Raw genomic sequence first — 12,910 nt, forward strand, 5'->3', positions numbered from 1 at the left:
TTCGCTATCCTTATAATACCAAATAGCAACAAAAGAAACAAAGTAGATTAGCAAAAATGGGGAGGTTAAACCTCCCCATTTTAACCAAAAGCTTATTCATTAAGCAAAATAGCTCCCCTATTAGCTGAAGTAACGAGCTTAGCATACCTGGCTAAATATCCAGTTCTATACTTGGGAGGTGGCGGAGTCCAACGAGATAACCTTCTTTTTATTTCCTCATCAGAAACACGAAGGGTAAGCTTTCTATTTGGTATATCTATTTCTATTTCATCCCCATCTTCAACTATAGCTATGGGTCCTCCTCTTTGAGCCTCAGGGGAAATATGCCCTATAACCGCACCCCTACTTGCTCCAGAGAATCTTCCATCGGTAACCAAAGCAACGCTCCCATCAAGTCCCATTCCGGCAATCGCAGAGGTAGGTCCAAGCATCTCCCTCATTCCAGGGCCACCCGCTGGTCCCTCATATCTAATTACAACTACATCTCCTTCTCTAATCTTTTTACCATATATAGCTTCTATGGCTTCCTCCTCAGAATTAAAAACCTTCGCCTTACCTACATGATAAAGCATCTCCTTCTTTACTGCAGACTCCTTAACCACAGCGCCATCAGGAGCAAGATTCCCCCAAAGTATAGCAAGTCCACCTCTTGGACTATAAGGATCTTCAACGCTTCTTATGACACTCCTATCAAGAACCTCTGCCTTCTTTATAAGTTCCCCCATAGTCACTCCCATAACAGTTAGTGCATCAAGATGAAGAAGGCCAAGCTTTGAAAGCTCTTTTAATACCGCTGGTATCCCTCCAGCTCTGTTTAAATCCTCTACATGTTGTTTACTTGCAGGAGAAATCTTACATAAAGTTGGGGTCTTCTTTGAAAGCTCATCGAACTTAGACAAGGGAAGCTCTATACCAGCCTCATGTGCTATAGCGGTAAGATGCAAAACTGAATTAGTAGAACCACCAAGGGCAAGATCTAAAACTATAGCATTTTCAAAGGCCTTTTCTGTCATTATATCCCTTGCTTTTATACCTTTTTGCACCATTTCAACTACCCTAATCCCAGCCCTAAAAGCTATTCTCTTTCTTATTCCATCGAACCCAGCTGGAACGGTACCATTTCCGGGAATGGCCATACCAAGCCCCTCTGATAAACAGTTCATCGTATTAGCGGTAAACATTCCCGCACAGGAACCGCAGCCAGGACAAGCAACCATAGCAAGACCCTCAAGATCTTCCTCCGTTATTTCTCCCTTCTTTTGTTTTCCTACCCATTCAAAAACAGTAGAAAGATCTACACTTTCCCCCTTATACAAGGAGGAAAACATAGGGCCACCGCTAACTATAGCTGCAGGAATATTAAGTCGAGCAGCAGCCATAAGCATTCCGGGTATTATCTTGTCACAATTGGTGATAAGAACAACACCGTCAAACTGATGGGCATTAACCATAAGCTCTATAGAATCAGCAATAACTTCCCTTGAAGGAAGAGAACTTTTCATTCCCTCATGACCCATGGCAATTCCGTCACATATACCTATAACAGGGAATTCTACGGGTGTCCCACCAGCATACATTACCCCTCTTTTTGCAGCATAAGAAATAAGATCAAGATGAACGTGTCCAGGGATAATTTCGTTTGCAGCATTAACGATACCTATAATTGGCCTTTTAAGCTCCTCTGGAGAATACCCTAGAGCATAAAAAAGCGACCTATGAGGAGCCCTTTCAACCCCTTCGACCACCTTTCTACTTCTTAACATTAGAATCACCCCCATTACTTAACATAATGGCGGGGTAGCTTTTCACCACCCCGCCAATTCATAAACACGTATGCTAACTAAAGCAGATTTATGGTTTCGGCCAAACTGATCTAAACTTCTCCTTGAAACCATTATAAGATTCCAAAACCTTAGCGGTGAATGGATCTTTCTTCGCCTGTTCTGCATAATACTTATCAGCCTCTGCTATAAAGGCATCTTCTATCTCCTTAGGTAACTGAAGAACCTGAATTCCAGCCTTACGGAACTTTTCCAAGGCCTCCAGGTCTGCCTTTACAGCCCTAGCATAGTAAGCAAAGGCTTCCTCGCTCCAAGCAGCTTCTATAATGTTCTGCAAATCTTTAGGAAGTTCTTCCCATTTCTTCTTATTGAAGAAGAACGGATTCCATTCATAAGGATGCCTTACTGGAGAGAGATAGATGTACTTTCCAGCCTCCTGAAGACCCATAGTCCAGTTAACAGCAGGACTCGCTACTTCATAAGCATCGATAACACCACGATGCATGGCCTCGAAAACCTCACCAACAGGCATTAACGTACAGGCAGCTCCTAACCTATCTAAGATAGCCGCACCATCTCCAGCCGAGCGAATCCTCATTCCCTTAAGATCCGCAACAGTCTTAAGAGGTTTGTTAGTAGTAAGGAATATCTCTGGCGGTGCCATCTGACCAGCGCTTCTAAGTATCTGAACGTTATAATCCTTTACCATTTCTAATATAAGCTCATGTCCTCCTCCTTCGAGAACCCAAAGTAAGGCTTCAGCTGGAGACATACCAGCGGGTTTAGCCGTAAATATAGGAGCTGCAGGCCACCTATCTCTATAGTACATATAACAGGTATCAGCAAAGTCTAGAACCCCCCTATGAACTCCATCTAGTTCTTTAGTAGCTGGATAAATAGCTCCCGCTGGATTAACCTTAAGAACCAACCTCCCACCACTTGCAGCCTCAGCTCTCTGACAAGCCCGTACTAAAGACTCATAGAAAACGTTTCCTGACGGCATACGAGATTGACCTGTAAAGGTATAGACCTTCTGCTGCTGTGCATAAGCTAACCCGACAAAAAGAGCAACTATTAGGCAAACAACTACTATTAACCACCATACCCTTTTCTTCATGACTCACCTACCTCCTCTCTTTAAAATTACTAACGAGTAAACATCTTGCTTGGCAGCCAAAGAATTATCTGCGGGAAGGCTACACACAAGGCTAACCCAATCATTATCAAAACTATAAAGGGTATAACACCACGAATAATATGATTTGTCTCTATACCGAGTTCCGGTGGAGCTGTACCTTTAAGGAAAAATATAGCATAAGCAAAAGGTGGCGTTAAGAAGGACATCTGAAGGTTCACGCAAACCATCATAGCAAACCATATAGGATCAAATCCTAATTTTGCTGCAATAGGAGTAACGATAGGTACAAGAAGGAGAACTATACCAAGCCAGTCTATGAACATGCCAAGGAAGAAAAGTATAGCCATTATTACAATAAATACTCCCCACTTTCCTCCAGGCGATTTCAGTATTAGGTTTCCTACCACATCACCGCAACCAGCCTTAAGAAAAACTCCTACAAAGGCAGAAGCCATCGCTAATATAAGGAAAACCATTCCGCTTAAGCGAAATGTATCAATAGCAACGCTTTTTAGTATCCCCCAACTAAACCTACGATAAGCTATAGCTAAAATGATGGCTGCAAAGCTTCCAACGGCCGCTGCTTCCGTTGGGGCTGCTATACCAAAAAATATACTACCAAGAACAGCTAAAATCAATATAACTGGTGGAACAAGAGAAACAAGAAGCATCTTAAGTTTCCTCGATAAGGGTATACCTATGATTTCCTCAAGAGGGACAGCCGGACCAGCATCCTTGTTTATCAAACAGTAAATAAGTATGTAAAGACAATAGAGGAAAGAAAGTAAAAATCCAGGGAAAAACGCTCCAAAGAAAAGCTTACCTACGGAAATACCCGCAGCAGGTCCATAAACTACAAGCATTATGCTTGGAGGGATGAGAATTCCTAAAGTACCTGCAGCACAAACAGTACCACTAGCTAAAGCTTTATCATAGCCTCGCTTAACCATAGGACCTAAGGCAAGCAAGGCCAAAGCTGTAACAGAAGCAGCTATGACACCTACACAAGCTGCCAAAATCGTACCCATTAAAACGGTAGCTACAGCGAGCCCTCCACGCAATCTGCCAAGCAAGATATAAAGGGTCTCGAAAAGACTCTCCGTTATTCCAGATCGCTCAAGCATATTACCCATGAACACAAAAAGAGGAATAGCCAATAAAGTATAGTTAGTAATCTGAGCAAATATTCGGCTATAATATAGCTCTATGGTGCTGGGAAGACCAAAAACCAAGGCTCCTAACGCAAATCCGACAGTACCTATACCTAAGGCAAATGGAAAACCGCTTATAACTGCTAAGAAAACCCCTAAAAACATTAAGACAGTGATAGTCTCCGGAGTAAGAATCATAACGACTCACCCTTTATCGCGTAATAAACATTACGAATGAAAAAAGCAACCCCTTGAAGGAAAAACAATAAAAAGCCTATAAAGATTATTGTCCTTAAAGGATAAAGTGGAGGATAAACATATGTGGTTGCTGATGTTTCTTTAATAGAGATTGAGAAAACCATCCAAGAATAAGAAGAGGTAACCATCGTACCTATTAAAGGAAAGAAAAGAAAGATAGAACCTATAGCATCTATTAACGCTCTCCCCCGAGGGGATAAACGAGCGTAGAGGATGTCAACACGAGTATGAGCATTCCGAAGAAGCACATAGCCCCATGATAAAACATACATGGCTGCTCCTGACATAATTATAAGCTCATACTCCCATGCAGTAGACTGATGAAGAAGGTATCTTCGAATGACACCTATAACTCCTATTAAAACTAAAACCGCAGCTAACCACCCAACTTGCATTCCTATCTTCTCATTAACAAGATCGATGAATTTAAGAATGCTTCTCAAACAGAACCACCCCCTTTTTATACCCTAACCCCCATATCAAGCTGAACAAAAACCTTCACTTATACTAAAACCCAGTACACTATTCATTATACACCTATGAAAATTATAGCGTCAAGGTACAAATCCCCTTGATACAAAAACTTTTTAAACACTAAATATCAGGATTACCACTAAAGCTTCTTCTAACATAATACCTAAAAAATTAATTCAGCATACCTATACAGGAGAATCTTGTCCCCATCTTTAATCCAGGGGGCAAAGGCGAGTGCCAAATTTATAAGAGCAGAGTAAAGAATATAGAAAACAAGATGGTGGTTGTCGACATTACTACACATGAGATCCTAAGATACTTAAACCTGTAATAATTGATTCTGAAATACAGCTTTATGAAGATAAAGAAATGAATAACTATAGCAAGAGAAGCTCAGCGAATTTTTAATAAGTCAAAAAGAAGCTGTCAAAAGCTCAATAAAAAGAAGTTAAGAGAGGAACAACTAAAGAAATGGTGAAAATAAAGAAAGAGGGAAAGAACCAAGCATTAACGCCTGTAAGTTTCAGGAAGGAATATAAGCAATATAGCGTAAAGCTCAAGTCTTCCAGCTACCATACAGAAGCTTAATAACCACTTAGCAAACGGATTAAAGAAAGCGTAGTTTTCGGCAGGACCAACCCTTCCTAGACCAGGTCCAATATTTCCTAAGGTAGCTGCAACTGAAGCTATAGAGGTGATTAGGTCATATCCCATAGCAGCTATTACCAAAGACGATACAATAAAAACTAACATATAAATCATAAAAAAGCTTAAAACAGAATCAACCATGTTAGAGTGAAGCGGTTTACCATTTAACTTAATAGATATAACAGCTTCAGGATGAACTAACCTATAAAGCTCTTTCTTAAAAACCTTAAGCAAGATTAAAATTCTAACGTGTTTCATGGCTCCTCCTGTAGATCCAGCGCACCCACCGACAAACATTAAAATCAAGAGAAGATACTGAACAAAGGGAGGCCATGATGAATAATCTGTAGTAACATAACCTGTAGTCGTTAGGATAGAAACTATCTGAAAAGAGGCATAGCGAATAGAGTCTCCTATATTACTATAAGTTCCACTTAAATACAAAAACACCGTAGCAAAGACTACACCAACTAACACAAAACCTACATAAAACCTAAACTCATCGTCTTTAATAAACCCCTTTAGATCTCCCTTTAACGCGCGATAATGAAGAGCAAAGTTGGCTCCTGCTATGAACATAAAAGCTGTTATAACTATTTCAAAGTAAAGATTATTATAATAACCTATACTTTTATTAAAGGGTGAAAAACCACCTGTTGCAACAGTTCCAAAGGTGTGACACAAAGCCTCATATAAGTTCATACCACCCACATAAAGCAAGATGGTTTCAGCTGCCGAAACTATGAAATAAACTTCCCAAAGTATCTTTGCAGTCTCTCTAACACGAGGTTTTATCTTTTCCGCCACAGGACCCGGAACCTCAGCCTTAAAAAGGTGCATACCACCAACACCAAGAGCCGGAAGAATAGCAAGAGAAAGAACTATTATTCCCATACCACCAAGCCAATGAGTAAAATCTCTCCAAAAAAGTATCCCCTTGGGGAGAACTTCTATATCTTTAAGTATACTTGCTCCTGTAGTAGTAAAACCCGACATAGACTCAAAAAAACAATCAACGTACTGCTCAAAAAATCCACTGAAGTAATAGGGAAGCGCCCCTAAAGCAGCACAACCCAACCACCCAAAGGCAACAACCCCAAAACCTTCCTTTGGAGTAAACTCCTCTCCTTTCTCCCCAAGAAGTATTAAAGAGCTACCTGAAGCTATAGATACAAGAATAGCTTTAATAAAAGGAAAAGCACTTTCATTAAAATAATACGACCAAGCCATAGAAGGGATCATTGATAAACCTAAAAAGAGGAAAAGCCAGCCTACTGGATATGAAACAACTCTGAACCGCAACTTTAAGATTCTCCCCTTTCAGAAAACCACTCTGGAATTTCCTTAATCATTTCGCCCATCAAGAAAACCACAGCTTCATCTCCCTCTTCAAGTTTCGTTTCGCCTCGAGGAATTATAACATCCTCCCCTCTAACGATAGCTCCCACAAGAAAACCCTCAGGTAACGGAAGATCACGCAATCTACCTTCCGTGATTCTCGCACCCTTACCAACTTTAACATCTACAACTCTAGCATTAGCTTCCTCAACCAGAGCAATCGATAAAATATCCTCTCGCCAAACATGCTTAAGTATACTACTTGCCGTAGCAAGTCTCGGGTTAACTATTGCATCGATCTTCTCAAGATAATCTACAAGCTTAACATAATCAGACTTTTTAACTAAAGCTATTCCCTTTTTGGCACCCTGGCTTTTTGCGAGAAGAACGGAAAGAAGATTCACTTCATCATTTTGAGTCAAAGAAACAAAACCATCTACTTCAGAAACTCCTTCTTTTTTAAGAAGAGCTAAATCCGTTCCATCTCCCTGAATTACCAAACTGGAAGAAAGACTATCTGCAAGCATACCACATCTTTCAGCACTCTTACTTATTACTTTCAAACCAGAAAAGCCATGCTCCTCTAACATCTTAGCAAGCCAATAAGTCGTTTCCCCTCCCCCAATAAGCATTATTTTCTTAGGCTTTTTCCACTCAGCCCCTAAATAGATGGAAAGCTTATAAAGATCCTCTCTCTTCCCTACTACAAAAACTTTATCTCCAGCTTCTATTTTATTTCTACCATGCGGGATAAAAGCTCCACCACCACGTATAATACCTACTACTAAGAAAGTGCCATCAATCTCTTTAGATATCTCAACTAAGCTTTTCCCTAATGCAGGAGCATCACTTGAAACCCTAAGTAAATATACTACAACCCTACCAGAAGCAAACTCCATAACCTGAGATGCTGGAGGAACCTGAAGCAGGTGAAATATCTCAGAGGCGACCACCCTTGTAGGGTTAATAATTAAATCTATACCTATTCTTTGAGCAACCATTCCTGTAGGTTCATCATACTCCAAAGTTTGAACTCTTGCTACAACTCTCTTAACGCCGAGCTGTTTAGCTATAAGGCAAGCTACGATGTTAGTTTCATCACTATCTGTAACGGCTATAAGCATGTCAGACTCGCTAACTCCTGCTTCTTCAAGAACGGAAAGTTGGGAACCACTTCCTTGTATAGCAAGTACATCAAGTCTTTCTTGAATATCGGAGATCCTTTTCTCATCTTTGTCTATAACCACAACATCATGTCCCTCATTGGAAAGAACCTTTGCAAGATTAAAGCCTACTTCTCCAGCACCCACAACTATAACCCTCATCTAACGCCCCTCCTCATCTAAAGAAATAATAAGTTGAGCAAGCCTTAAGCCAATACTATCAACGAGCAATGGATCTTTCCCTTCAACCATAATTCTAATGAGAGGCTCCGTTCCAGAGGGCCTTAAAACGACACGCAGACTCTTTTTCCAGCTTTCCGAAATCCTATTTAACTCCTCTTGAAGCAAAGCTGATGAAATAATGCTGTTTTTATCTTTAACCCTTATATTCCAAATTCTTTGTGGGTAACGGGGAAAACTATCTATATAATGTTCAAGGCTCTCACCGAAGGTTAGTATCTTTATTGCTGTAACCATACCGTCACCCGTACAAACTTCAGGTCTAAAGATTACATGGCCTGAAGGCTCTCCTCCTAAAGGCAAATCCCTTTTTTTCACCTCTTCATAAACCCACCTATCTCCTACAGGAACCCTTATAAAGCCTATTTTCATGGAAGACAACACTTCCTCTAGTCCAAGGTTGCTCATTACCGTTCCAACCACAGCACTAGGCTTAAGTTTTGAAGCTGCAAGATAAAGAATCACATCCCCATCAGCTATCATACCTCGTGAATCAGAAAGCATAACCCTATCTCCATCACCATCGAAAGCAAAACCCAGATAAGCTTCTTCTCTCGCCACTGCCGATACCATCTCACCTGTAGAGGTAGATCCCACTCCAGCATTTATATTTATTCCATCAGGTTCACAACCTACTTTTATAACCTCAGCACCAAGGTTTTCAAATACTAAGGGAGCTATCTCAAATAAAGCACCATTAGCAGCATCAACTACAACTTTTAAGCCATCAAGTTTAAGACCCTTGGCTACTTTAAGAAGAAAAGGAACATAGTATTCCTTTGGATCTACCTTATAGAGCTTGCCCAAATATATCCCTGTTGGCAACCCCCAATCTTTTTCAAGCATCCTTTCTATCATTAATTCTGACTCAGGAGACAATTTCTCTCCAAACGAATTAAAAAACTTCACCCCATTATACTCATAAGGATTGTGTGAGGCAGAAACTACTGCTCCGCCATCAGCTTTAAGCTCCCTAACTAAGAAAGAAATTCCTGGTGTAGATAAGATTCCAACATCGATTACATCACAACCAGATGAAAGAAATCCTGCTATTAACGCAGAGATAAGAGCATAGCCACTTAAGCGAGTATCCTTACCAACTACCACTATAGGTTTCTCTTTACTCTCCTTAAGCAAAAAACCATAAGCTCTAGCTACTTTTAAAACCACCTCTGGCTTCATGTTTCCCGAGTTAGCTATATCTCTAATTCCATCAGTTCCAAAAAGCTCCATATTTCATCCTCCTTCCTTAACGATTGAAACTTTTACCATTTCAGGAGTAACAGAAATCACTTCTAAACCAGGAGGTAGGGAAATAGATACCGGAAGAGTGGCTTCCTTAACATCCACACCCGAAACATCTACTAGAACTAAAATATCCTGAATATTAAGAGACATTATCTTAGTGTACGGACCTTTAACCTTAACTTTAACATGATTAGGAGATACTCTCCACTTCAAAAAGACGCTGCTACCATGAATTCTAACAGGAAGAAAATACTCCCTCTCCAAAACTCTTTCCTTAAGCTCCACTATTACTCTAATATTAGGTTTTTCAACGAACTTTAACTCTGCAGGGGCAGAAAGAGTCATATCAAAAATCTCTGTCTTACTAAGCTCGGAAACATCTAGCGGCGGCGTCACTATCTCATTTATCTTATCTAATGCAGAAGATGGTCCCATTACAGTAATATGAGATGGAATCGCTTCAACAGAAACGATTTCAAAAGCTTCATTGGGCTTCCCCTTTATATCTACTTTAACCTTGACTATCTTAGTTGGCCACCCAGGTTTTAAAGAAACAGAAGCTCTAACTCTAGATGGTATTATCATAAGCTCAGATAAAGAATTTTCAGAAACTCCTTCCGCTCTTAGCTCTAAAACAGCATCGATATTTCCCACAGCCCCACCAATATTCAAGGTAGCAAAAACGTAAGGCACCTTCTCCACCACATCCTTAGGACCTCTAATGATCACGCTGTTAGGAACCGCTTTCACCTCATTAACCAAAAAACCTTCAGCAGGATTTCCCACCGTTAAAACTCTTACAGGAACCTCTCGATCTATAAGCTCCCTTATGGACACCACTAAAAAGGGGGGTTTAATCCTAACTACATGAACTCCAGGAGGAACAAGAGCCTGAACTTGAAGCCTATATATACCTGGATTCAAGCCCTGAAGATCCACAAAGGCTTCAAGATCTCTTGATGTTAATCCTCCCAAAACATTTTTACCCCCCTTTAAGTTAAGCTCGACGCTTTTGGTTTCATACTCTACTAAGATCTTCTCAGGGGGATTCTTGACCTTTACAGGAACTTCAATTATTCTCTCCACAACTTGTGGCCCCTCAATCCACACCGTATAGTACCAAAATATTATAGAAATCATTAAAGAAACTATTAATAAAAAAAGCTTACTTTCAAGGATATTCCATATGCCCCTCAACTCTATTCCCCCTTCAACCAAGACAAAAGCCTATCTTTAAAGTTCTCTCTTTGTTTAGTGAAATAGTATCTTTCAAGAAGCCTTCTTATAGCCTCCTCATTAAGATTCGTTACCAATCTACCATTAACTGCAAAAGAAACTTCTCCCCTTTCCTCTGAAACCACTAAAACCCAAGCATCTGTAACCTCACTTAGCCCTAATGCAGCCCTATGTCTTGTACCAAACCGTCTATCTATCTCTCTATCAGACAGCGGGAAAAAACAACTTGCAGCTAAAATTTTATCCTCCCTAATTACAACAGCACCATCATGAAGCGGACTTCTAGGATTAAAGATCGAAAGAATAAGCTCAGCAGATATCTCTGCACCTAATTTGACACCCTTATCCCAAAAATCCTTTAAGCTGCTCTTCCTCTCGAAAGCAATTATAGCACCTATTTTACTCTCTCTAAGAGAAGTTATAGCAATAAAAAGCTCACTAACGATCTGAGCTCCTCTCCTGGGAGAAACCCCTTTACTCTCCCAAAAACCCCCTCCCAGCCCTTCAAGACCTCTTCTAAGCTCCGGTTGAAAAACTATAGGTATGACTATAAAAGACAAACTTATGACTCTTTCAAGAAAGTAACTTATAGCCTGAAGCCCCATAAATTTTGCTAATCCATTCAAGAGAAGAATCAAAAGAAGCCCTTTAACAAGTTGAAATGCTCGCGTTCCTCTCAAAAAGAGCAAAACCCTATAAACAACATAAGCTATTATTAAAATGTCCGCAATATCCTGCCACCTAAGAGGCATTCCTCCCCACCTTTCCCTCTATCTCCTCAAGAGCTTTATGCGCCTCCTCATCCGTTGGATATACCTTAAGAACCTTTAACCACTCTACTTCCGCTTCCCTAAACATTCCTCTTCTCATATACCCTCTTGCTAAGAGCCTATGTGCTTCCACATGCTCAGGCTTAAACTTCAAATCCGCCTTAGATATGGAAATCTCTTGCCTTGAAATTTTATCGATCGCTTCGAGAGCTTCCTTATCCTCCGGATCGATATCCAAAATGTTCCTCCAGCAAGAAACCGCATCCTCAAATCTCCCCTGCCTATGGTAAAGCTTTGCAAGCTGCCTTAAGATATCCACATTCCTAGGCTCCTTATGTGACAACTCCTCAAGAATAGCCAGTGCCTTACCAGGCTCCCCTATCTTTATATAACTCATGGAAAGCAAAAGAGAAATTTCTCTATCACTAAAACCCCCTTTTATTGCATCCTCAAAAACATTCGTAGCATTCTTAAACCTTTCCACGAACATATAACTTTTACCGAGAAGATAGTAAAGATCTCTACTTTTAAACTCCTTACTTTTTGCTTTTTCAAGAAATTCTATAGCCTTGTCATAATCCCCCACTCTATAATAATGCCCCCCTATAAGATAATAAACCTCACCATTCTCTATTCCAAGTTTCAAAGCTTTCTCCGCCTCTTGTAAAACCATCTCCCACGCATCTTCCTTAGCGTAAGCCCAAGCCATCTTAAGATGAATATCTCCCCTTTCTGGGAAGATCTCGGCAGCCTTTCTCCATGACATTAAGGCTTTAACCCAAAGTTCCTTAGAAGCATAAGAATCTCCCAAGAAAATATAAGCATTAACATCTTGAGGGTTCAATTTTATTACTTCTTTCCAGATGTCTATAGCTCTGGAATAAAAGCCTCTTTCCATACAAAGCAAAGCTAGATTAACCTTAGCACCATAATGATTAGGATTCACCTTAACTGCCTCCTCTAATTTTTCCATAGCCTCATCTATCAACCCTTGCTTTAGAAAGACAACAGCAAGATCATTGTAAGCATCTGCATTATAAGGATTAACCTTTATAACCTTCCTATAGCAATTCACAGCCTCATCAAGTCTTCCTATTTCATCATATACGTAGCCCATATTCCACCAAGCTCTATCAAAATTAGGATTTAATTCCACAGCTTTCTTAAACTCCCTAAGCGCTTCCTCCACCCTCCCAAGCTTAAAAAGAATCTCCCCTAAGAGATTCCTCGCCTCTACGTAATAAGGATCTATAAAAACGGCCTTTTCGATCTCCCTTTTTGCCTCTTCCACATTCCCAATGTTTAACAAAGCTAATCCCAGCTTATATCTATACTCACTATTCTTAGGATCCATGCGAATAAGGGTTTTACCTATAGATATGGCTTTACTCCATTCCCCCCTATCTACAAGCTCCCTAAACTCCTTTTCTAAAACTTCCTTTTCTTCCAAACGTTCTCCCCCCAT

Annotated in this window: 10 protein-coding genes; all 10 read right to left on the reverse strand. The window is 40.3% G+C overall.

The window, feature by feature from the left end:
• Positions 1-92 precede the first annotated feature (92 nt).
• A complete protein-coding gene (ilvD, locus tag NZ900_00375) occupies positions 93-1,763 on the reverse strand; it encodes a dihydroxy-acid dehydratase (GenBank protein MCS7232552.1) in 1,671 nt (556 codons plus the stop codon).
• Between the two features lie 88 nt (positions 1,764-1,851).
• Complete coding sequence (dctP, locus tag NZ900_00380; GenBank protein MCS7232553.1) at positions 1,852-2,898, reverse strand: TRAP transporter substrate-binding protein DctP; 1,047 nt, start codon at positions 2,896-2,898, stop codon at positions 1,852-1,854.
• A 29-nt stretch (positions 2,899-2,927) separates the two neighbouring features.
• Entirely contained in the window at positions 2,928-4,268 is a 1,341-nt protein-coding gene (locus tag NZ900_00385; protein ID MCS7232554.1) for a TRAP transporter large permease subunit, read from the reverse strand.
• Positions 4,265-4,771 carry a TRAP transporter small permease subunit gene (locus NZ900_00390; GenBank protein MCS7232555.1) on the reverse strand — a complete coding sequence of 169 codons (507 nt, stop codon included), beginning with the start codon at positions 4,769-4,771 and terminating at the stop codon, positions 4,265-4,267. The genes NZ900_00385 and NZ900_00390 overlap by 4 nt, the downstream gene beginning before the upstream one ends.
• A 538-nt stretch (positions 4,772-5,309) precedes the next feature.
• On the reverse strand, positions 5,310-6,752 hold the full coding sequence (locus tag NZ900_00395; protein ID MCS7232556.1) for a TrkH family potassium uptake protein: 1,443 nt from the start codon (positions 6,750-6,752) through the stop codon (positions 5,310-5,312).
• A 2-nt stretch (positions 6,753-6,754) separates the two neighbouring features.
• Entirely contained in the window at positions 6,755-8,113 is a 1,359-nt protein-coding gene (trkA, locus tag NZ900_00400) for a Trk system potassium transporter TrkA (protein MCS7232557.1), read from the reverse strand.
• The gene (glmM, locus tag NZ900_00405) at positions 8,114-9,424 is read right to left on the reverse strand and encodes a phosphoglucosamine mutase (GenBank protein ID MCS7232558.1); all 1,311 of its coding nucleotides are present in this window, start codon (positions 9,422-9,424) and stop codon (positions 8,114-8,116) included. It lies immediately after the preceding gene.
• A 3-nt stretch (positions 9,425-9,427) separates the two neighbouring features.
• Positions 9,428-10,636: a CdaR family protein gene (locus tag NZ900_00410; protein MCS7232559.1), complete on the reverse strand. Its 1,209-nt coding sequence runs from the start codon at positions 10,634-10,636 to the stop codon at positions 9,428-9,430.
• Between the two features lie 2 nt (positions 10,637-10,638).
• Positions 10,639-11,427, reverse strand: a complete 789-nt coding sequence (gene cdaA, locus NZ900_00415) for a diadenylate cyclase CdaA (protein ID MCS7232560.1) — start codon at positions 11,425-11,427, stop codon at positions 10,639-10,641.
• Entirely contained in the window at positions 11,417-12,895 is a 1,479-nt protein-coding gene (locus tag NZ900_00420) for a tetratricopeptide repeat protein (GenBank protein ID MCS7232561.1), read from the reverse strand. Before NZ900_00420 ends, cdaA begins: the two co-directional genes overlap by 11 nt.
• Positions 12,896-12,910 lie beyond the last annotated feature (15 nt).

Source organism: Synergistota bacterium (assembly GCA_025060595.1).
In the GTDB taxonomy this organism is placed as follows: Bacteria; Synergistota; GBS-1; order GBS-1; family GBS-1; genus 42-11.

What these genes read in the sequence shown, in the direction of transcription:
- NZ900_00385 (MCS7232554.1), bottom strand. Translation starts at nt 4,268, where the DNA reads ATGATTCTTACTCCGGAGACTATCACTGTCTTAATGTTTTTAGGGGTT.
- cdaA (MCS7232560.1), bottom strand. Translation starts at nt 11,427, where the DNA reads ATGCCTCTTAGGTGGCAGGATATTGCGGACATTTTAATAATAGCTTAT.
- trkA (MCS7232557.1), bottom strand. Translation starts at nt 8,113, where the DNA reads ATGAGGGTTATAGTTGTGGGTGCTGGAGAAGTAGGCTTTAATCTTGCA.
- glmM (MCS7232558.1), bottom strand. Translation starts at nt 9,424, where the DNA reads ATGGAGCTTTTTGGAACTGATGGAATTAGAGATATAGCTAACTCGGGA.
- ilvD (MCS7232552.1), bottom strand. Translation starts at nt 1,763, where the DNA reads ATGTTAAGAAGTAGAAAGGTGGTCGAAGGGGTTGAAAGGGCTCCTCAT.
- dctP (MCS7232553.1), bottom strand. Translation starts at nt 2,898, where the DNA reads ATGAAGAAAAGGGTATGGTGGTTAATAGTAGTTGTTTGCCTAATAGTT.